This window comes from Oenococcus alcoholitolerans (genome assembly GCF_051852995.1).
GTDB lineage: Bacteria > Bacillota > Bacilli > Lactobacillales > Lactobacillaceae > Oenococcus > Oenococcus alcoholitolerans.
On the sequence record NZ_CP176042.1, the window covers coordinates 536,527 to 557,952 of the forward strand.

A 21,426-nucleotide genomic window follows, 5' to 3' on the forward strand; every position below is an offset into this window, starting at 1 on the left:
TCCTTTTAAAATTGTTTTTTAATGGACTCAGCTATTTTTCGATATTTTTCCTCATCATATTTATCAGAATTATCGACGGTCGGCGGGAAATCTAATTTATCATCTTGATAACGCGGAATAAAATGCCAGTGCGTATGAATTACAGATTGTCCTGCTGCTTGGCCATTATTATTAAGAATATTCAAACCGATTATTTTTGGATTAGATTTTCTTATAGCTCTGGCAATGATCGGTATCTTGGTTAATACTTTTTTAGCCGATTCATCGTCGTAGTCATAAATATTGTCAATGTGTTTTTTGCTGACCAAAAGCGTATGTCCGGGAGTAGCCTGCGATATATCCAAAAAAGCCAGCACGTCATCATCTTCATAAACTTTGTAACTTGGTATTTTTCCTTCGATTATTTTATCAAATATATCTTCTGCCATATTTTTATTATATCGTCTGTTAAAATTTAAATGAACAAATGACATTAAAAGTAGAAAAATTGATCGGCGGTTATGGCCAGACCGAGATCCTCAAAGACATAAGTTTTAAAGTTCCCAGCGCAACAGCAACAGCTCTGATCGGATTGAACGGGTCAGGGAAAACGACTACTATCAACCATATTATCGGTTTGATGAGGGCCAAGTCAGGTGCAATAAGTTTTAACGGAATCGATCTTGAAAAAGATGCTTATAAATATCGAAAAAATTTGGCTTATATTCCAGAGCTGCCTTTGGTCTATGATGACCTCACTCTTAGGGAGCATCTGCAAGTAACTATTGCAGCCTATCATTTAGACCGTGATCAGGCTTGGAATAAAGCTGAAAAATTATTATCTATTTTTCGCTTATCCGATAAACTCGATTGGTTTCCGCTTGATTTTTCTAAGGGCATGCGGCAAAAAGTCATGATAGTTTGTGCTTTGATGACTGACGCGCCTCTTTTAGTTATTGACGAGCCTTTTATAGGGTTGGACCCCTTGGCTATGCGGGATTTGATCAATCTGCTAGAAGAACGCAAACAGGCTGGGGCGACGATTCTTATGAGTACACATTCCGTTGAAGGTATCGAAGACCTAGTCGATGATTTTCTGTTGCTTGATCGCGGAAAAATTCGTGCACAGGGGACCGTTGCAGATATTTTTGCTGCTTTTCCGGGTACTAACAAATTAAGTGATATTTATTTTAAGATCGCAGATGAAATCGAACATGAATAAAATTTTTGAACAAAGATTGGTAAAAGAGAACAAACAAAATAGTTTTTATCTGTCGCGTGTTTTCAACGAACAATTCATTGGCTTTTTGTTTATCGTAATAACTTTTGCCGGTTATCAATATTTACACTATTTATCATCTATTGCTGATTTTCCTGACATCTGGTTTTTAATGATCATCTACAGTTTTATCATGACTTTATTTGGAGATTTTGCCAGTCACTTAAAAACAGCAGATGAGATATTTTTAAATCCCGATCTTGTACCCTTAAAAAAATTTTTAAATTTCCAGTTAAGAAAATCTTTTCTTTTTAATGGATTGATACAAGCTGCTGCAAATTTGGTCTTATTACCGATTTTTTTGATCTTGACTAATTTTTTTGTTTGGGTATTTTACTGTCTTGTATTTATTTTTATAAAATTTCTTATCATTTATCGAAAATATAAAAAAATAACGGGTGATGATTTTATTGATTGGCAGTACGCGATTTTTGTAGAAGAAAAAAGAGTCAACCGCTTGAATTATTTTTTTAGTTTTTTTACTGATTTGATCGGAACGAAAACTGAAGCCAGGCCCTCTAAAAATTGGGAGTTCATCGTTCATTTTTTCCAAACATATAATCAAAGCTTCTATTGGATATTATTTGTTCGCTATGCTTTTCGCGGACGGCAGCTGATGTCGTCTTTGATCTTGACTAATTTAGTTTGTTATTCAGTTGTATTTTTTTCGGGTAACCTTTTATTAGCTGGGATTTTTTCTATCATTGGTTTATTAGCTGCCGCTTTCCAAATCAGTCCGATTTTTAAACATTTTGACCGTCAGATCATGGTAAGGGTTTATCCATCCGATAGTGTAAAAAAAATGGCCGATTTTAAATTATTATCCATAAAGTTGTTTTCAACGATCACTTTTATTTATTTGGTGCTTATCCTTGTACGCTATCAAACGACCGCGGTTGCTTACTGGTTTTTGATCATTTTCTTGGTTGATTATTTAGTTATTGCAAAATACCTGCCATATTTAGTAGGATCGAAACATGAGATTAAGAAGTAAGAGATGGGCTGGTCCCTTTATAGAAAAACATTCAGATTTGATATTTTCTGCTGATCAAGCCAGAGCAAACAATGGCAAGTGGTCAAAAATATTCAATAATGACTATCCTATTTTTTTGGAAATTGGTTGCGGCAAGGGTCAATTTATTTTTGAAAACGCCATCAGACATGAAAAAATCAATTATATAGGTTTGGAACTTCAGCCGACAGCTGTTGCAATAGCTGCTAAAAATGCGGTCGAATCAGTACAAAAACCAAAAAATTTAAAGTTTATCTTAGGTGATGGTGCCGATTTATCAAATTATTTTTCTGATGGAGAGATCGAACGAATTTTTTTGAATCATAGTGATCCTTGGCCGAAAAGCAGGCACGAAAAAAGGCGTTTGACTTACCGAACTTTTTTGCGTTCCTACAGGAAAATTCTTTGCCAAAAGGGAACTTTAGAATTAAAAACCGATAATTTAGGTTTATTTGAATATTCTTTGGCTAGTTTCAGTGATTTTGGACTTAATTGGTCAAAAGACAAAATAAGTTATGATCTCCACCATGAACTACAAAAAAAGCCGGATAATGTACAAAGCGAGTATGAAAAAAAATTTGCGGACATGGGGCAGCGTGAATTTTGGGTCGAGGTCAGCTTTTGATCAAGACAGAATCTTTTTGCTTTCTTTAACGATGCTGCCGTCTTTTGCGTCAACTAAAAAATCGATCCTTTGATCAGGCTCTTTTTTGAGCGATTCTAATATCAAACCGCCCTTATACAATTTTCGTTTTGGAAAATCTTGATCTGAAAAAGTATTTTCGGATATCCAAGCACTTTTGATCTTCCCGTCTTTACTAAAATATTCCTTTAAAGCATCCAAAAAATGCTGACTTTTTTCTTGCCTTATTTTTTGTCTGAGTAATATTGAAGCAGTAGCGGTACCTGTGACGATACCGACTAGAACTGCGGTGATTTTAATTGCTTTATTTGTCATTAGATTAATTATATGATTTTTTGTTTTAATATATACTTATGCTCGTTGCTGATTACAACTCAAATACACTTATGATTTTTTTGGCTCCGGAAGAAGCTGAATCAAATTTTGAAGAAAAAAAAGGTATTGTCAGAATATATAAAGATGGCAAAACGCTGGCCTATAATTTCCCAAATTTCGATTTATTCGAAATAAAGAGATCTGGTCCGCTTTTTTTGGATACCGATAAAATTAAAAAATTAAATAAAAAAATAGTTGAATCCGGGTTTAAGGATCTTTTGGAAAAAGATGAACTTCCTAAATTCGTTATTGCCTATGTCGAGTCGATCAAAGACCATCCAAAATCTGATCATTTAAAGATCGCTTCAGTTGAGATCGCCGCCGGCAAAATCGTTGAGATCGTGTCTGGCAGTCCTAATATCAAAGAGGGGATCAAAACCGTCGCTTGTTTGCCGGGTGCTATCTTACCATCCGGGATGATGATCTGGCCCGGAAAATTAAGGGGAGTTGATTCTTACGGAATGATGGCAGCACCAAGGGAACTAGGGCTGAAAAATGCACCTGATCGTCCAGGTATGATAGTATTGCCCGATGATTTCGGTGAAGTCGGCGAAGCATTTGATTTTGCCAAGGGAGATCAATTGGAGTTTGATAAATAAAATGACAAATTATTATTTCATTGGAATCAAGGGGACTGGTATGGCAAGTCTTGCCCGGATATTGCATGATCAGGGCAATGCAGTTTCCGGGTCTGATATTGAAAAAGAAACCTTTACGCAATTTCCGCTTATCAAAGAAGGTATTAAGATAACTGATTTTAATATTGATCATATTAAAAAAAATCAGGTCGTCATCCGCGGAAATGCTTTTTCAGTCGATCACCCGCAAGTTGTTCAAGCAAAACGTCTGGGTGATCGAGTTCTGAGTTATCCGCAGGCTGTAGAAGAAGTTATAAGATCGCATACATCGATCGCGATCGCCGGAACGCACGGCAAAACAAGTACGACCGGTTTGATATCGCATATTTTATCCGACCGCTTAACGACCAGCTATCTGATCGGGGATGGTGTCGGAAAGGGTGTTGCTGATTCAAAATATTTTGTCGTCGAGGCTGACGAATATCGGCGTCATTTTTCCACGTATACTCCTGATATTGCTGTAATAACTAATATTGATTGGGACCATCCTGATTATTATCGTGATAAAGATGACGTCTTTAAAGCGTTTTCAGAATTCGCTGATAAGGTCAATAAAATTATTTTTGCTTACGGCGAAGATTCAGAGATAAAAAGATTAAAACCAAAGAAAGCCTTGATAAAAACATTCGGCTTTAAGCCCTCCGATGATTTTTATATTACTGATATCGAAAAAAAGACCTCAGGGACTGCTTTTAAAATAGTTCACGACGGTAAAAGATCTGAAGAATTTTTTGCAAAAATCGAGGGTGAGCACGGTCTTATCGATACGACGGCAGCAATTGTCGTAGCTGAGTATTTAAAAATATCAGAGCAGGACATTGCAGATTCTTTGCTGAGCTATACGGGTGTTAAAAGGCGGTTTAATATTCATCATTTTGCCGGTTTCACCTTGATCGATGATTACGCTCATCATCCAAACGAAATCAAAGCTACGATCGACGCAGCCCGGCAAAAATTTCCAGATAAAAGGATCGTTGCTGTTTTTCAACCGCATACTTATAGCCGCGTAAGGGCATTTAAAGACGAATACGTTAACGTCTTAAAAGCCGCAGACAAGGTATTTATAACACCTATCTTTGGTTCATTGAGAGAAAAAAACGGTGATGTTAAAAGCGAAGACATTTTAAATAAATTGCCGAATGCCGGATCTATAATTACCGAAAATAATGTTAAAGAAGAGCTCAGCCCAGAAAAAGATTCTGTTTTAGTTTTCATGGGTGCTGGTGATATAGAAAAATATGAGGATAAATTAAAAGATTAATTTTTAAAGGTCAGTAATAGTCAGTCGATCAAAATCCTGTTATAATATACTTCAAGGAGGTTGGAATGCAAAACTTTTCAAACAATCGAATCGTTAAAGACGTCACTGATTCCAATAAAGAATCAGGTTTAGCCGCATTCTTCCAAAGAACTTACGCTTACATGGGCTCTGCTCTGTTGATAACTTTTGGTCTTGCTTATGCTTTGGCCTATCCTTTACAGCAGCAATTCTCGACTTTCTATACTTCTAATGGAACTTTGACATGGCTGCTGTTAGCGATCGTTCAACTTGGTGTGGTTTTTTTGATAGGACGCAATAGTCTAAAAAATCCAGCCTTGGCATTTGGCGGATTATTAGCTTATTCAGTTATTGAAGGAATTTTCTTCGGTATGCTGTTCGTTATATTTGATCTGCAGTCGGTAGTATCTGCTCTGCTCGTTGCGGTCGTCGATTTTGGTGCTATGGCAGCCTACGGTTTATTGACTAAGAGGAATCTTGCGGGGCTTGCACCTATTCTTTTTGGCGGATTGATCGCTATGCTGGTTGGACTGATTATCAGTCTCTTTGTTCCTGGATTTAACCTGATCATGGCTTTCTTTGGTGTTATTCTCTTCAGTGTATTTACTGCCTATGATAATAACAATTTAAAGCATCTTTATTATTCACTTCAAGGACAAGGAAATGATGCTGTTAATGGCTTGGCTATCTCAGGAGCGCTAAGTCTTTATTTGGACTTCATTAACTTGTTTATATATCTGCTCAGGATTTTTGGAAGCCCGCGTAATAATTGATTTTGTAATTTTGATGAAAACCGCTATAATTGGGTAGCGGTTTTTTTATGACAAATTTTAAAGAAGAATTTAAAAATAGAGTTACGTTTGCGATTATTTCTCATCCTGATGCTGGTAAAACTACTTTAACAGAGCATTTTTTATTGCATGGCGGTGTTATCAGACAAGCTGGAACTGTAAAGGGAAGAGGCTCATCCAGACTAGCTTCATCAGATTGGATGGCAATAGAAAAACAGCGTGGAATATCTGTTACTTCCTCGGTTTTGCAATTTAATTACGGCGGCAAAAGAATCAATATTTTAGACACTCCGGGACACGAAGATTTTTCTGAAGATACTTATCGAACACTTATGGCAGTTGATTCTGCCATAATGGTCATTGATTCTGCCAAGGGTATTGAACCTCAAACCAAAAAATTATTCCAAATTGTATCTAAAAGGCATATTCCAATATTTACTTTTTTTAACAAATTAGATCGTGACGGACGTCCTCCATTTGATCTAGTTGACGAATTAGAGAAAACTCTGGGTATTGAAGCCTGTCCGATCAACTGGCCAGTAGGTTCTGGACAAATTCTGCAAGGTGTTTACGATTTGCAGAATGATCGTTTGGTCAAATATGCAGGAACTAAAGATTTTGATCAAAGTGTTTTTGATGAATCAATGGAAGAAATCGAATTGTTAAAAGATGCAGGCAATCATTTTGATGAAGAAAAAATCAAGTCTGGCAAGCAGACCCCTGTCTTTTTCGGTTCTGCCTTAGCTGATTTCGGTGTAGTGGAATTGCTGGAAGATTATTTAAAGTATGCTCCAGCTCCATCTGCTAAGCAAACGGTCAATGAAGAAAAAATCGAACCGCAAGATGATCGTTTCACCGGTTTTGTTTTTAAGATCCAAGCTAACATGAATCCTAACCACCGTGATCGAATCGCATTTGTTCGGATCGTGTCCGGCCAATTCAGTCACGGAATCGAAGTGACTTTAGCATCTAACGGCAAAAAAATAAAATTGAACAATGTCACTCAATTTTTAGCTGATGAGCGGGAACAGGTTCAAAATGCTGTTGCTGGGGACATAATCGGTCTTTATGATACTGGTAATTTTCAAGTAGGCGAATCGATATACACGGGTAAAAAAAGAGTCGAGTTCGAGCCTCTGCCTACTTTTACTCCTGAATTGTTCAGCCGAGTCGTCGCTAAAGATGTAATGAAACAAAAATCATACCATAAAGGAATTAATCAGCTGGTTCAAGAAGGTACAGTCCAGCTTTTCCAATCGTTTCATGGCCAAGAATATATCATTGGCGCGGTCGGTCAATTACAGTTTGAAGTTTTTCAATTTAGGATGGCAAACGAATATAATTCTCAGGTCGTATTTGAGCCGATGGGTAAAAAAATAGCACGGTGGTTAGATCCGAATGATGTTGACGAAAGCATGAACACCAGTCGTTCTATCCTGGTCAGAGATCGTTTTGGAGATCCGGTCATTTTGTTTGAAAACCAGTTTTCCTTGAACTGGTTTAAAGATAAATATCCTAAAGTTGCCCTTCAAAGAAAAATGTAAGAAAAAACAGCGTGTTAATGCTGTTTTATTTTGTCTTTGTTTATATCCATTTGATGGTTCAGCATTTCATCAACGCGTAAATTTCCCTTTGTTTTGTCGTGACCTTTGACCCATTTTAAAGTAAGATGATCTTTTAATTCAGAATACATTGGGTATAAAGTCTGCCACATTTTCCAGTTTGGCCGTTCTTTTCCGCTCTTGATCCAATTTTCGAGCCATCCCTTGCTCATTGGATCCAAAACGTAATGAGAATCACTTATGAGTTCGATTTGCCTATTTGCAAGTTCCGTTTGGCTGGTTATTTTTCTAAAAGCTTTGCCGACGGCTGTTAATTCCATTGCATTATTAGTTGCTCCTAAAGCAAAACCAGAATCTTTTATTTCTTTGCCGTCATATACTATCAGATAGGCCCAAGCTGAAAGATCATCGCTTTTTACATGTTGGCCGGCCTTATTGCCCCGATTTCGATTTCCGCCATCAGTGTATACTTTTATTTTTGATTCGACCATATATATTATCTTGCCATATTTTCAATTAATTATTTAGATTGATAAAATAAACGAGTGAATAAAATCGTTAGACAAATTGACTGGTTCATTTTTTCGCCCTTTTTGATACTTAGTTTTATTGGAGTGCTGATGGTCTTTTCTGCTTCTTCGAATTTCCCCAGCGGTGCTTTTAATTTTTTATTTCATCAATTCATTTTTGTGATCATCGGAATTTTAACATCCTTAGTAATTTGTTTTTTTATCAAACTGTCTTGGCTGTCTTCTATCAAAACAAACTCTGTATTTATGTTTTTAACTTTATTTCTGCTTTTTTTCGCTAGATTTTTAGCTCCGCCGACTCCTGGTACCGGGGCTCATGGCTGGATAAATTTTTCCTTTTTTAATGTTCAGCCGGCAGAACTTTTTAAACTAGTTTTGGTTCTTTATTTATCGGCTTTGGCCTCTGAAAAAATGTCTAAGGCAGATTTCAAAGATAAGATCATTTCAAAACAGCAGGGCAGGATATTATTAGAAAAAAGTAATGATGAGAAAAAGATATTTGGTTTTCGCAGATCTCAATTAGCATTTATTTTTATAAATTTGTTCTTTGTTTTGATAATGCCTGATTTAGGGAATGCTTTGATATGCTTGTTTTTGATTTTTGTTATAATTTTTTCCTCAGGTATCAAACCGATTGCAGCTTTTTTGATAATTTTAGCTTCGGTTTCAGCTTATATATCTTTGCCGCTCATTTTAAACATCCTGCCGCAGGGTTTTCTCAAACATAATTATCAAGCTCTCCGCCTGCTGGTTTTTTTAAGGCCGTGGGACTACACACGAGGCGCTTCTCTTCAATTAGTTCATTCTTTTTACGCTGTTGCACATGGCGGGCTTTTCGGAGTCGGATTAGGCAATTCGATCGAAAAAATGGGGTATCTGCCTGAAGCCAATACTGATTTTATAATGGCTATTTTAGTCGAAGAACTTGGAACTATTTCCTTGGCGATCATAATCGGCATTTTGCTTATTTTGATCGGAAGGATCTTTTATTTAGCTTTTCAGGTCAATGATAATTATCAACGCTTGGTTCTTTATGGCATTGGCTCGTATTTTTTCGTTCAGGCTTTAGTTAATCTTGGCGGTATAATTGGATCACTTCCTATGACTGGAGTGACTTTTCCTTTTATTTCTTACGGTGGATCTTCAGCTTTGATAAGTTCAACGGCTATCGGGATCGTACTTTTGATCTCAAGAAATTTTCATAAACATGCAAAAGCAAAACCAAAATCCAAAAACACTGATAGGAGCACAAAATAATATGAGAGTCGTCGCAGGATTCAATCGCGGCATGCGTTTAAAAATGGTGCCGTCTAAGTTAACAAGGCCGACAACAGATAAAGTAAAAGAGGCACTTTTTTCGATCATCGAAGCCTATATCAATAATGCGATCGTTTTAGACCTTTATTCGGGTTCGGGCGCCTTGGGTATAGAATCTGTATCACGCGGAGCCAGGCAAGCTTATTTGGTCGATCATGCCCGTCCAGCTATCGAAGTCATTAAAGAAAATGTTTCTTCTACCCACCAAGAGAAAAAATTCGAAATAATAAAGGCACCTGCATCAAAGGCACTAGATTTTTTTTCTGAGCAGAAAATACGTTTTGATCTCGTACTTTTGGATCCGCCGTATGCAAAACAGCATATGATCAATGATATTTTAGAAATGAAAAAAAGAGATCTTCTTAATGAAGGTGCTATGATCGCATGTGAAAGTGATCTGCATGGATATAATTCTTTGAATGGCAATATTCCTGATTTTCTTGAGTTATATACGAAAAAAAAATACGGTATAACTTATTTGACCATTTTCCATATGAAGGAGAATTAAAGCAATGACAAAGGCTTTAGTACCTGGATCTTTTGATCCGCTGACGTTTGGACATTTAGATATCATACGAAGAGCGTCTGAAATATTCGAACAGGTAGTCGTGGCGGTAGGGATAAATACAAGCAAGCATTCAATGTTTTCTGATGAGGAAAAAATTTCTTTGATAAAATCTAATATCGCTGATTTAAAAAATGTATCAGTTGAAAGAATGCCGGGATTAACGGTTGATTTTATGAAAAAAATAGGATCAACAGTTATAATTCGCGGCATCAGAAACGTTAGAGACTATGAATACGAACGAGATATCGCTGAAATAAATCATCGATTAGGATCTGTTGAAACTGTCTTGCTGCCGTCGAAAGCTGTTTATCAAGATATCTCATCGTCCAGCTTGAAAGAAGTTGCTAAGTTTGGGGCTGACATTAGTCATTTTGTGCCAAAAAACGTGGCTGAATTAATAGAGACCAAAGTTAATGAAAAAAAATAGATTTATAAAAATATTAATATCTTTTCTGATTTCGCTATTTTTAGTGATATCGGCAGGCATTTATTTATTAAGACCTGTTAATGCCTATATCGAAACTCCGGGAGAGGCCGACGATATTTCGCGTTTTGTCAGAGTTGACGGAAAAAGGGACAGGCGATCCGGTCAATTGAGACTTGTCTCTGTTTTTCTTTATCCAGCAAATCGTCTCTCTATCATCAAAAGCCACTTTGACCCAACGTCATCTGTTGAGAACCGCCAAGATGTTCAGGGCAACGTTAGTGACCGTGTTTATGAAATGATCAGCCAATACCAGATGAAGAGCGCTATTTTAGCTGCAGAGCAAGTGGCATTCAAGGCGGCCGGAAAGTCGTCTGATCTTAGAAGCAGTTATCGCGGTATTTATGTTGCTCAAATAGAACCGAAATCCCATTTTTCTAAAAAATTAAGGATCGGCGATACCATCACACGTGTTGATAACCGGCATTTTGAGAACGCCTATGGCTATCAAAATTATTTAGCTGATAAAAAGGCCGGCGACAGGGTCGAATTAACGATCCTGCGCGATGGCAAAACTTTGACTGCCGGAGGCAAGACTATTCGTTTACCCGGGACTAAAAATAGTCAATATCCTGAGGGAAGAACTGGGATCGGCATATCTTTGGTCGATGACGTTCAAATAACGACTAAACCAAAAGTCAACGTTGATGTAGGAGGTATTTCTGGCCCTTCTGGAGGTTTAATGTTTTCTCTTCAGCTTTATTCGCAGCTGAGCGGCAATGATTTGAAAAGGGGCAGAAATATTTCTGGTACCGGGACGATTCAAAGCAACGGTCAAGTTGGTGAAATCGGCGGTATCGACAAAAAAATCATTGCTGCTAAGCGTGCTGGATCTAAAATATTTTTGGTTCCATATGACACATCGTCCTTGAACAAAAATAAAAATGCCCCGCTAACTAATTGGCAGCAGGCAAGGCGCGCTCAAAAACGTTTTGCTCCTAAGATGACTCTTATTCCTGTAAGAAATTTCAATGACGCTTTAAACTATTTGACCAGCGGCAAAAGAATAAACACTAAATAATTATTTTAAAAAAATCCTGAACTGGATTTTTTTATTTACCCTTTTTTACGTAATATTTTTTGAACGATTATGAATAAATATTTGCAAAAAATAATTCAAGACGCTTTTGACAGAAAAATTTCTGATGTTTACTTTCTCCCTGAAAAAGAAAACTACAAAATAAAATTTCACGATGGACAGGATGTTTTTAATTATCGCTTGATAAGATTTTCCGTTGCTGAAAAACTTTTTAGTTACCTAAAATTTAGGGCACAAATGAATATAACTGAAAATCGGCGGCCGCAAGTCGGTTCGATCGATTTTTTAATAGAGTCAGGAGAGCTTGCTTTACGCATTTCAACAGTTTCTGATTTTAAAAATCAAGAAACCATGGTTATCCGGCTTCTTTATGATAAGGCGAATATCCAGCTTAATTGGCTGAACGAAGACCAATTGATCAAAATTAAAAATAAAATTCCTACACAAGGTTTGGTTTTGATCGCTGGTCCTACAGGATCTGGAAAATCTACCACTATCCATCAAATAATAAGCAGTTTTAGTCGAAAAAAACTTGTTTTGACTATTGAAGACCCGGTTGAAGTCAGAGATGAACGCCTTTTGCAGCTGCAAGTAAATAACGATGCAAATATGGGTTATATAAGTTTAATAAAAGCTGCTCTTCGTCATCATCCGGATCTTTTGATGATTGGAGAAATTCGTGATAAAGAAACCGCTCAGGCTACTGTTCAAGCTGCTTTAAGCGGGCATTTGGTTTTTTCAACCATCCATGCTAATTCTCCGCTGGCAGTCAAAAACCGTTTATTAGAGCTGGGAGTCGATTTAACGATATTAAAACAAGTTTTTAAATTATCTATCTATCAACGCTTGATCAAAAAAAGAAACGGGTCGCTAGCTGCTTTGGTCGATTGGATGGATGCTGGTGGTTTATTTTCTAATGAAGATCTGCGCAAAGACAGTGATTTTTCTGATGAATGGGAGAAAATACTAAATGAAGCTTTGGTTAAAGAACAAATTTCAAAAGAAACCTGCGAAAAATATCTTAAAATTATCGCGTAAAGAACAAGTTGAATTTTTTTCTTTACTTGGCCAATTGATAAAATCCGGTTATTCAATAAATCAAGCTATCAGCTTTATCAGTAATATTAGTGAACAAAAATCAAAAAGTTGGATCTTCGATATAGATAAGAAACTGTCTGGCGGTGCCAGTTTTCAAAAAGCGATCGAAAATTATATAAATCCATCTTTTTCTTTTCAAATAAACATGGCTGGTCATTATGGTCATTTGGAAGAATCTCTGATCCAAATCGCTGAGTTCGCACAAGCGAGGTTGGTCCAGCAGGCTAAGATCAAACAAGTTTTGAAATATCCGATCATTTTAATTATTCTGCTGACCTTGTTATTTATAGCTGTAAAAATTTTTATGATGCCGATTTTTGCTAGTTGGACAGTTGGACAAGTCAGCGGATCTGGCCGCTTTTTTAAATCATTCCTTATTCTGACTGCTATTTCTTTTTTTCTGTTTATATTTTTCTATTTAAAACGATTTTCAAAAGAAAGCCGTTTAAACAAAATAAATTTGCTTTCTAGAATACCTGTTTTTGGCAAAACTATCGGTTTGCTCGTAAATTACGAACTCTCTGCCCAGCTCTCTATGCTTGTTTCTTCCGGACTCCAGCTTAGTCAAATAGCACAGGATGTTTCTAAACAAAGACAGAATACGGTTGAAAAAGAGTTCGCTCAAGCGATGCTTATCTCGATGAAAAAAGGCGAGGGCCTTAAAGGATTTTTCAACAGCCTGCCTTTTCTTGATCCAACGATCTTTCTTTATTTTTCACAGGGTTCAGAAAAGAAACTTTTAGAAAAAAATTTAAAAAGCTACTCCGAAATCACGTATAAAAAATTGATGAAAAACATCGAACGATTGATCGGTCTTATTCAGCCGATCAGTTTCGGCATCGTTGGTATAGGAATTTTAGTTTTATATCTTTCTATGCTCATGCCTATGTACCAAACTTTAGGAGGAATGAATTAATGAAAAAAATATTATCTAAGAGAAAACCCGGTTTTACTTTGATCGAAATGGCAATAGTGCTGTTCATTATCAGCTTGCTGATGATGCTTGTTCTGCCGAATCTTAACAGTCAACGCCAAAAAGCTGCATCGACTCAATCAGATGCAATGGTTTCAACGATACAAACTCAAGTTAATTTATATGAAAACGACACTGATGATTCTGATGTAACTTATGCAGATTTAGTCAGCAATAAGTATTTGACTGATAAACAAGCAAAAAAAGCTCAGGATATCGGCATAAAAATAAGCGGGACTGATGTCAGCAAGTAAGTCTTTTACTTTGATAGAGTCGGTGATAACCTTATTCATCGTCTCTATTCTTGTATCCTTAACTTTTTTATTTGCAGTCAAAAACGAAAACCATGTCTACTCTGGTTTCAAAAGAGAGTTTCAAACTTTCTTCTCCTTAGCGCAGGCAATAAGCAGAGAAAAATCAGATGATACGATTTTTTATTTTAATGTTAACGATATTAGCTTTAAAAATAAAAATGGACGAGAATTTATTCTTAAGCTGCCAAAAGACTATAAAACTAAAAACACAAATATTCATCTTAAAGAGAACGGATACGTGATGCCAACGACGATCGATTTTTTTAATAGCAAAAATAACAAAAAAGAATTTTCAATAATTTATTCGCTTGGATTCGGAAATTATAGGTTTGAAAAATATGAAAAGTAAAAAAACAGCTTCTTTTGTGATGTTTGAATCGTTAGCCGCTCTGGCTCTTTGCAGCAGTGCGGTCGTGTTCTTTGCAGATATACAAATATCGCAAGCAAGATTGATAAAAAACGCAGAAAAGAAAGTAATTTTAAATAGAACGAACCTGGAAAAACGATATTTCAATGACTAGGATCAAATCTTTTACGATTTTTGAAATTTTGATCAGCTTATCTATTTTTGCAGCAATTTTGTCAATATTCTCGTTGTCGTTTAGTAATTTTAAAAAAAGAGAAAAAAATTCTTATTTTATCGAATACCACCAGATGATTTTAAAAATTGAGGATAGGTATGGGAAAACGGAATGGAGTGATAAAGATCAAAAAATTCGTTTTTTAACAAATGGTCACGAAGATACATATAGTTATTTTCGTTTTAAAAAAGCTTCTGTTCAAATGACGACCAGCGAAGGCGGAACAATGCCTTTGATCGATAATGTGAAGCGTTTTAAAATTTTTAGTATCAACGATCGATTGAATATATTAGTGGAATTTTTGGATGGAACAACATTTCAAAATAGATTAATGATAAAAAAACGGAGGACAGATGTTTTGCCGAAATAAATCTTTTGTATTTGCAGCATCGCTGATAATTCTTTTTGCTTTTACGAGTCTTGCCCTTTCGTCTTTATTAATCGGCAGTAATCAAAAAAGATCCTTGGATAAAATTTCGGAAAAATACAAAAAAGACGAAATAAAACTTGTTGTAAAAGAATAAAGTATCTAATATGGAATTATGCAGAATTCGCCTTTAGTTCAAATAGTTGATAAATTAGATGCTGTTTTCCCAAAAAATATAAAAAATATTTCTTCTATATTCAGGGAAGTTAAAAATATAAAGCAGAGTGATTTCAAAAAGTATGATCAAAAACAATTAGTAACCGCATTCAATCTCTTTATTGCAAGAAAGTTTGTTGGTGATATCGACATAGAAAATAGGATCACCCCTCCCGTTATTGGTGATTTAGCAGCTGTTGTTTTAGGAAGGCTTGGTTTTATCGCTGACAACAGCAGTGTTTATTCACCGAGCATCTCTTTTCCTGATTTCGCCTTTCAGGTTTGCAGCCATTTTGAAAGTCGATTATTTATTGATTCTGATTCAAGTTCTATCACCGAAAACCTGCCTGCTTTAGCAGCCTTATTTGGTCAGTCCTTTAAAAAAAGCAGCCAATATGACCTTATTTTGACCCGCTTTTTGGGAATTGATTTCAAAAAGGAATTAAATAGTTTTTTAAAATTAGATCTTTTAAGGCAAGACGGTGTATCTTTGCTGGTTATTAATGATGTTGATCTGCAATCAAGCACTTTTCTTGATTTTATTAAAACAAATGATTTGTTTGATCTTTTGTCGATAATCAGACTGCCTCAGACACTCTTTAAGCATCGAGAAACAGCTTCTAGCCTTCTCATTTTAAGGCGAAAAGGGGATAATAAAAAAGTAAAGGCTCCAGTGCTGTTGGCACAGATACCGGAACTTACTAAAAAGAAAGAATTTTCTGATTTTCTAAATCAATTAGACGATTGGAAAAAGGATAATTTGTGAGGTATTATGACAAAAATTTTAGCTGTTAATGCTGGTTCATCATCGCTTAAATTTAAATTACTCGAAATGCCGGAGGAATCCGTTATCGCCGAAGGTGTTATTGAGCGTATCGGCGTTGATTTGGATCAAGATAATAATGTAACGATCAAATTTAACGGGGAAAAGCATAAGCAACGCAAGCATTTTGATAATCATGAACAGGCTATCAACTTAATGCTTAATCAGTTCAAGGAATTGGGCATAGTTAAAGACTTTAATGACATTAAAGGTATCGGCCATCGTGTTGTAGCCGGCGGCGAATGGTTCAATAAATCAGTCCTTGTTAATGATGAAGTGCTTAAAAAAATCGAGAGATTAGCTTCTTATGCCCCATTACATAATCCAGCTAATGCATTAGGGATCAAGGCCTTTTCTAAGATCATCCCCGATGCGACTGAAGTTGCAGTTTTCGATACTGCTTTTCATCAAACGATGCCTAGAGAAAATTATCTTTATGCAGTTCCTTACGAATACTACACAAAATACGGTGTTCGCCGTTACGGGGCTCACGGAACTTCACATAAATATGTATCGGAACAGGCTGCTAAGTTTTTGAATAAACCCCTTGATCAATTAAAGCTGATCACTCTTCACCTTGGGGCTGGTGCTTCAGTTGCTGCAATAAAAAACGGTAAATCATTTGATACATCGATGGGATTCAGTCCGCTTGCTGGTCTTATAATGGGCACTCGTTCGGGCGACGTTGACTATTCATTGGTAGATTACGTTAAAAACAAAGAGGGTCTTAGCGATGAAGAAATTCTTAATATTTTGAATCATAAATCGGGCTTGTTGGGTATTTCTACTATTTCCTCTGATATGCGTGATTTACTTGATGTTTATGATACCAATGATCATGCTAAATTGGCAGTTGATATGTTTGTTGATCGTGTTGTTGAATACATTGGCCGCTATTATTTTGAATTGCAGGGTGCTGATGCGATCGTATTCACTGCTGGTATTGGTGAAAATTCAGTTCCTATTAGGAAAATGGTCGTTGAAAAACTGCGGTTCTTGGGTATTGAACTGAATCAAGAGGCAAACGAGCAGCGCGGCAAAGATACTCTCATTTCTACAGAAGATTCTAAAATCAAGGTGCTTATGATACCAACTAACGAAGAGTTGGAAATCGCTCGTGATGTTGAAAATTTGATGCAGGCAAAATAAAGATTTTTTAGCTCTAATTTATTGATTAGAGCTTTTTTTATTGTGATATTGTGAAAAAAATTACAAAATTATTGACTTTTGTTTTTGACCGGTGTAAATTTAAATATGTTAATAAGTTCACAAACAATCATAGTATCGATCTCGTTTGAATTATTGAACTTATTAAAAGAGGGGTTATGGCAGTTGAAACTAAAAAGGTCGTGAAGACGCAAAAAAAAGTTCTTTCCCCAGAAGAAAAACTTTTAAAGGAAGAAACGGCGAAAAAATATATTTCTGAATTGGTCGATAAATCGGAACAGGCCTTACTGGAATTCAAAAGTTATTCGCAGGAGCAGATCGATAAAATAGTTGCAGCGATGGCTTTAGCTGGATCTGAACATGCTCTTGAACTTGCTCACCTTGCTTATGATGAAACTGGAAGAGGGGTCATCGAAGACAAGGATACTAAAAATCGATTTGCATCTGAATCTGTTTATAATTCGATTAAAAATGACAAAACGGTTGGGGTCATCAGTGAAGATCCTGTCACTGGCAGTGTGAAGCTGGCTGCGCCGCTTGGAATATTGGCGGGCATCGTACCAACGACCAACCCTACATCGACAACGATTTTTAAATCTTTGCTGACCGCGAAAACACGTAATACAATAATATTTTCTTTCCATCCCCAAGCCCAAAAAAGTTCTGTAGCTGCTGCACAGATTGTTTACCAAGCGGCACGAAAGGCTGGGGCACCGGAAAACTTTATACAATGGATAGACCATCCTTCATTAGACAATACGACAGCTTTGATGAGAAATCCTAAAATTGCTTCTATATTAGCTACTGGAGGACCGGCTATGGTTCATGCCGCGTTAACATCTGGAAACCCTTCTATGGGCGTTGGTGCAGGTAATGGTGCCATATACATTGATCAAACCGCAAAAATAAGGCGTGCAGTCGAGGACCTGCTTCTTTCCAAACGTTTTGATAACGGTATGATATGTGCGACTGAAAATTCGGCTGTCGTTCATGAGAGTGTCTATGATCAATTTATGGCTCTTATGCAAGAGAAGGGGGCATATTTAGTACCTAAGTCCGAATATAAAAAAATAGCTGATTTCGTCTTCAATGAAAATCATTCCGTTAACGGTCCGGTTGCGGGTATGAGCGGCAGATGGATAGCTCAAAAAGCTGGTATTTCCCTGCCGGAGGGCAAAGATGTTCTGTTATTTGAACTAGATAAAAACAATATCGGTGAAAAACTTTCTTCTGAAAAGTTAAGCCCGCTTCTTTCTATTTATAAGGTCAAAGATCGTAAAGAAGCGATCGAAGTCGTTGATCGTTTGTTGAATTATCAGGGCGCGGGACACAATGCGGCCATTCAGATCGGTTCTCAGGCAGATCCTTTTATCAAAGAGTTTGCAAATGCCATTGGAGTTTCAAGAATTTTGGTCAATCAGCCTGATTCGATCGGTGGTGTTGGTGATATCTACACTGATGCTCTTCGTCCAAGTTTGACCTTAGGAACCGGATCTTGGGGCAAGAATTCTCTATCTCATAATTTGTCAACTTATGATCTGTTAAATATAAAAACAGTAGCTTTGCGCCGTAATCGCCCTCAATGGGTTAGATTGCCAAAAGATATTTATTATGAGAAAAATGCAATAACTTACTTGCAAGAGCTTCCTAAAGTCGATCGAGCTTTTATCATTACAGGTCAATCTATGGTCAAATATGGTTTCGTCGATCGAGTTCTTGAACAGTTTGCTCTGCGTACCGACCAAGTTAAGACGAGCATTTATAGTTCTGTTCAAGCTGATCCTTTCTTAAGCCAAGCTGTTGAAATCGCTAAACAGATGAAAGAATTTGATCCGGATACGATCGTTGCTTTAGGCGGCGGTTCACCGCTTGATGTTGCAAAGATCTCTCGTTTTCTTTACGAATATTCTCTACAGGATCAGCCGGAAGATTTCCTTGATGATATCGATGCTATCAAAGAACTGTTCAAGGGATTGCAGCAGAAATTCATGGATATCCGTAAAAGGATCGTTAAGTTTAATCATCAAACACGAACACAACTCGTTGCCATTCCGACCACGTCTGGAACCGGGTCTGAAGTAACACCATTTTCGGTCATTACCGACGATGAAACTCATGTAAAGTATCCTTTGGCTGATTATGAGCTGACTCCTCAAGTAGCTATTGTTGACCCTGGCTTGGTGATGACGGTTCCTAAGCGAACAGTCGCACTTTCGGGTCTTGATACTTTATCTCACTCTCTTGAATCATATGTCGGTGTCATGAGTTCGGAATTTACCCGCCCTTGGGCTCTGCAGGCCATTAAATTGATTTTTGATAACTTGGCAGATTCTTATAATTATGATCCAAAACATCCTACTAACCGTGGCCGTGAAGCCAGACAAAAGATGCATTACGCATCGACTTTAGCTGGAATGTCCTTTGGAAATGCTTTTCTTGGATTAAATCATTCTCTGGCCCACAAAACGGGTGGTGAATTCGGTTTAACTCACGGTCTTGCCATCAGCATTGCAATGTCGCATGTTATCGCTTTTAATGCTGTCGATGGTAACGTAAAAAGAACGCCTTTCCCGAGATATCAAGTTTATACTGCCCAAAAGGATTATGCTGATATCGCGCGCCACATTGGTTTAGTTGGAAAAACTGATGCAGAATTGGTGAAGAAACTAATAGACAAGATCCATCAATTAATGGACGCTTTGGATGTTAAATATACTTTAAGCGCTAACGGTGTTGATAAAAAAACGTTTCAAAAGTCCTTGGATAAATTAGTAGATTTAGTTTACGATGATCAGTGCACGGCCGGTAATCCGCGTCAGCCAAGTCTTAAAGAAATACGTCAATTATTGATCGATCAGTTTTAACTGATTTTTGAACAAACCTTATTGGTTTGTTTTTTATTTGTTACATTAATCTAGTAAAATACAAGGGATATGCCAAGAAGTTATAATAAACATTTTCAAAGGAAAAATAAAAATAACTTGCATCGCGGACTCTTTATTGCCCTCTTGTTATTTTTAGGAATCGTGTTGGCTTTCTATGTTCATGACCAAACGGTTCAACAACAGAATCAAGAACGTTATCGTCAGTCATTACAACCTGTTGATCCTGACGACCACCGTTATTTAAGGGTTGAAATACCTCAAGGGGCGACGGTCGATACGATGTCTGATCATCTTTTTAATGCCAAATTGATCAAAAAAGAAACCGATTTTGAAAACTACGTTCTTAGAAGAGGCGGCGAAAAATTAAAATCAGGTGTTTTTTACTTGCAGCGATCGCAATCACTTCCGCAAATTTACAGTCAACTCAGCAAGGGCCCCAATGTTGAAGTTTATCGTAGATTATTTATTAAAAGAAGGGCCTCTTTTGCCCAGCAAATGCAGAAAAAATATCATGTCTTAGCTTCGGTCAATTTAGCTCAAACCATTCTTGAATCTAATTGGGGATCAAGTTTGCTTTCTTCGCGATACAATAATTATTACGGTATCAAAGCACAAGGCAGTCAAAAAAGTGTTACTTTGGATACTCGCGAGTTTATCAACGGTCAATGGGTGACCGAAAAAGATCGTTTTGCCGTATATGATAATTGGCAGCAGGGGATGGAAGCGCATGCTCAATTTATTTCGCGCGGCACTGATTTGAATGCCGATCAGTTTAAAGATGTCCTTGCATCTAAGGATTACCATTCGGCTACTGCAGCTCTCGTGACCGATGGTTACGCTACTGATCCGGACTATGCTAGAAAACTGGTATCTTTGATCGAAACATATAAATTAGATCAGTATGATAAAACTAATAGTTAACCGGCTTTCGATCTTTAAAATATATTTTATCTAAAAAATAAAAACCAACTATATAAAATAGCTGGTTTTTTGTTAACTGTTTTTTTCTACTTTTTTAATTTTGACCGTCATTGAAGCATTGTTGGGAAGCGGTATTTCTACTTGATCACCAACTTTGTGGTCGATCAATGATTTTCCGATCGGTGAATCGTTAGAAATTTTCCCTGATAGCGGATCTGATTCGGCGGAACCGACTATCACATAGCTTTCGTCTTCTCCATCCGGAACCTCATTGAAAGTAACTTTCTTTCCTAAAGTAACAACTTTACTTGAAACTTTGGTTGAATCTATCACTTCTGCGAATTGTATCATTTGCTGAAGCTGTTTTATTCTTCCTTCAACAAAAGCTTGTTCGTCTTTGGCTGATTGATATTCGGAGTTTTCAGATAGATCTCCAAATGATCTTGCTTCTTGGATCCGGCTGGTAATAGCTGGGCGCTGATTCATAATAAGATCATTCAATTCGTTTTTAAGTTTTTCTAAACCTTCGGCGGTCATCGGAAACTTTTTTTCTTCTGCCATGTTTATCCTTTCTAAAATTACAGC

24 protein-coding genes are annotated in these 21,426 nt (G+C 36.8%); 20 read left to right on the forward strand and 4 right to left on the reverse strand.

Annotated features, from left to right (window positions below; all coding sequences use genetic code 11):
- Positions 1 to 5 precede the first annotated feature (5 nt).
- The gene (locus ACKP2L_RS03205) at positions 6 to 428 is read right to left on the reverse strand and encodes an HIT family protein (protein WP_439425933.1); all 423 of its coding nucleotides are present in this window, start codon (positions 426 to 428) and stop codon (positions 6 to 8) included.
- 38 nt (positions 429 to 466) lie between these two features.
- On the opposite strand from ACKP2L_RS03205, the gene ACKP2L_RS03210 reads away from it, so the two are divergent.
- From ACKP2L_RS03210 to trmB, 3 genes are read left to right on the forward strand one after another with little or no spacing between them, the layout of a single operon-like run.
- Entirely contained in the window at positions 467 to 1,201 is a 735-nt protein-coding gene (locus ACKP2L_RS03210) for an ABC transporter ATP-binding protein (protein WP_439425934.1), read from the forward strand.
- Complete coding sequence (locus ACKP2L_RS03215) at positions 1,194 to 2,252, forward strand: ABC transporter permease (protein WP_439425935.1); 1,059 nt, start codon at positions 1,194 to 1,196, stop codon at positions 2,250 to 2,252. Before ACKP2L_RS03210 ends, ACKP2L_RS03215 begins: the two co-directional genes overlap by 8 nt.
- Complete coding sequence (gene trmB / locus ACKP2L_RS03220; protein WP_439425936.1) at positions 2,236 to 2,895, forward strand: tRNA (guanosine(46)-N7)-methyltransferase TrmB; 660 nt, start codon at positions 2,236 to 2,238, stop codon at positions 2,893 to 2,895. Before ACKP2L_RS03215 ends, trmB begins: the two co-directional genes overlap by 17 nt.
- On the opposite strand, the gene ACKP2L_RS03225 is transcribed toward trmB, so the two are convergent.
- Entirely contained in the window at positions 2,896 to 3,228 is a 333-nt protein-coding gene (locus ACKP2L_RS03225) for a hypothetical protein (protein ID WP_439425937.1), read from the reverse strand.
- A 38-nt stretch (positions 3,229 to 3,266) separates the two neighbouring features.
- On the opposite strand from ACKP2L_RS03225, the gene ytpR reads away from it, so the two are divergent.
- The 4 genes from ytpR (at position 3,267) to ACKP2L_RS03245 (ending at position 7,540) form a co-directional block, all read left to right on the forward strand.
- Positions 3,267 to 3,887 (forward strand): YtpR family tRNA-binding protein, encoded by a 621-nt coding sequence (ytpR, locus tag ACKP2L_RS03230; RefSeq protein ID WP_439425938.1) that lies wholly within the window; start codon positions 3,267 to 3,269, stop codon positions 3,885 to 3,887.
- A 1-nt stretch (position 3,888) separates the two neighbouring features.
- On the forward strand, positions 3,889 to 5,187 hold the full coding sequence (gene murC / locus ACKP2L_RS03235; RefSeq protein ID WP_439425939.1) for a UDP-N-acetylmuramate--L-alanine ligase: 1,299 nt from the start codon (positions 3,889 to 3,891) through the stop codon (positions 5,185 to 5,187).
- 65 nt (positions 5,188 to 5,252) lie between these two features.
- Entirely contained in the window at positions 5,253 to 5,978 is a 726-nt protein-coding gene (locus tag ACKP2L_RS03240) for a Bax inhibitor-1/YccA family protein (RefSeq protein WP_439425940.1), read from the forward strand.
- A gap of 47 nt (positions 5,979 to 6,025) precedes the next feature.
- The gene (locus ACKP2L_RS03245) at positions 6,026 to 7,540 is read left to right on the forward strand and encodes a peptide chain release factor 3 (protein ID WP_439425941.1); all 1,515 of its coding nucleotides are present in this window, start codon (positions 6,026 to 6,028) and stop codon (positions 7,538 to 7,540) included.
- A 14-nt stretch (positions 7,541 to 7,554) separates the two neighbouring features.
- Here ACKP2L_RS03245 and ACKP2L_RS03250 read toward each other — a convergent pair whose 3' ends face one another.
- Positions 7,555 to 8,049 (reverse strand): ribonuclease H family protein, encoded by a 495-nt coding sequence (locus ACKP2L_RS03250; RefSeq protein ID WP_439425942.1) that lies wholly within the window; start codon positions 8,047 to 8,049, stop codon positions 7,555 to 7,557.
- Between the two features lie 54 nt (positions 8,050 to 8,103).
- Here ACKP2L_RS03250 and ACKP2L_RS03255 point away from each other — a divergent pair, with 54 nt between their 5' ends.
- From ACKP2L_RS03255 to ACKP2L_RS03315, 13 genes are all read left to right on the forward strand, one after another.
- Complete coding sequence (locus ACKP2L_RS03255) at positions 8,104 to 9,345, forward strand: FtsW/RodA/SpoVE family cell cycle protein (RefSeq protein ID WP_439425943.1); 1,242 nt, start codon at positions 8,104 to 8,106, stop codon at positions 9,343 to 9,345.
- A 1-nt stretch (position 9,346) separates the two neighbouring features.
- Entirely contained in the window at positions 9,347 to 9,913 is a 567-nt protein-coding gene (rsmD, locus tag ACKP2L_RS03260; RefSeq protein ID WP_439425944.1) for a 16S rRNA (guanine(966)-N(2))-methyltransferase RsmD, read from the forward strand.
- Between the two features lie 4 nt (positions 9,914 to 9,917).
- Entirely contained in the window at positions 9,918 to 10,400 is a 483-nt protein-coding gene (gene coaD, locus ACKP2L_RS03265) for a pantetheine-phosphate adenylyltransferase (RefSeq protein WP_439425945.1), read from the forward strand.
- Complete coding sequence (locus ACKP2L_RS03270) at positions 10,387 to 11,478, forward strand: SepM family pheromone-processing serine protease (RefSeq protein WP_439425946.1); 1,092 nt, start codon at positions 10,387 to 10,389, stop codon at positions 11,476 to 11,478. The genes coaD and ACKP2L_RS03270 overlap by 14 nt, the downstream gene beginning before the upstream one ends.
- A 69-nt stretch (positions 11,479 to 11,547) precedes the next feature.
- Positions 11,548 to 12,534 (forward strand): competence type IV pilus ATPase ComGA, encoded by a 987-nt coding sequence (gene comGA, locus ACKP2L_RS03275; protein WP_439425947.1) that lies wholly within the window; start codon positions 11,548 to 11,550, stop codon positions 12,532 to 12,534.
- Entirely contained in the window at positions 12,467 to 13,510 is a 1,044-nt protein-coding gene (locus tag ACKP2L_RS03280; RefSeq protein WP_439425948.1) for a type II secretion system F family protein, read from the forward strand. Before comGA ends, ACKP2L_RS03280 begins: the two co-directional genes overlap by 68 nt.
- Entirely contained in the window at positions 13,510 to 13,821 is a 312-nt protein-coding gene (gene comGC / locus ACKP2L_RS03285; protein ID WP_439425949.1) for a competence type IV pilus major pilin ComGC, read from the forward strand. The genes ACKP2L_RS03280 and comGC overlap by 1 nt, the downstream gene beginning before the upstream one ends.
- Complete coding sequence (locus tag ACKP2L_RS03290) at positions 13,808 to 14,230, forward strand: prepilin-type N-terminal cleavage/methylation domain-containing protein (protein WP_439425950.1); 423 nt, start codon at positions 13,808 to 13,810, stop codon at positions 14,228 to 14,230. The genes comGC and ACKP2L_RS03290 overlap by 14 nt, the downstream gene beginning before the upstream one ends.
- Before the next feature lie 164 nt (positions 14,231 to 14,394).
- Positions 14,395 to 14,832, forward strand: coding sequence for a competence type IV pilus minor pilin ComGF (locus ACKP2L_RS03295; RefSeq protein ID WP_439425951.1), 438 nt, complete (start codon positions 14,395 to 14,397; stop codon positions 14,830 to 14,832).
- Positions 14,833 to 15,004: 172 nt separating this feature from the next.
- Positions 15,005 to 15,811, forward strand: a complete 807-nt coding sequence (locus tag ACKP2L_RS03300; RefSeq protein ID WP_439425952.1) for a DNA methyltransferase — start codon at positions 15,005 to 15,007, stop codon at positions 15,809 to 15,811.
- 6 nt (positions 15,812 to 15,817) lie between these two features.
- A complete protein-coding gene (locus ACKP2L_RS03305; protein ID WP_439425953.1) occupies positions 15,818 to 17,017 on the forward strand; it encodes an acetate/propionate family kinase in 1,200 nt (399 codons plus the stop codon).
- Positions 17,018 to 17,193: 176 nt separating this feature from the next.
- A complete protein-coding gene (adhE, locus tag ACKP2L_RS03310) occupies positions 17,194 to 19,899 on the forward strand; it encodes a bifunctional acetaldehyde-CoA/alcohol dehydrogenase (RefSeq protein WP_439425954.1) in 2,706 nt (901 codons plus the stop codon).
- A gap of 69 nt (positions 19,900 to 19,968) precedes the next feature.
- Positions 19,969 to 20,841, forward strand: coding sequence for a glycoside hydrolase family 73 protein (locus ACKP2L_RS03315; protein WP_439425955.1), 873 nt, complete (start codon positions 19,969 to 19,971; stop codon positions 20,839 to 20,841).
- Positions 20,842 to 20,913: 72 nt separating this feature from the next.
- Here the strand turns inward: ACKP2L_RS03315 and greA are convergent, their stop codons facing one another.
- A complete protein-coding gene (gene greA / locus ACKP2L_RS03320; RefSeq protein WP_439425956.1) occupies positions 20,914 to 21,402 on the reverse strand; it encodes a transcription elongation factor GreA in 489 nt (162 codons plus the stop codon).
- Positions 21,403 to 21,426 lie beyond the last annotated feature (24 nt).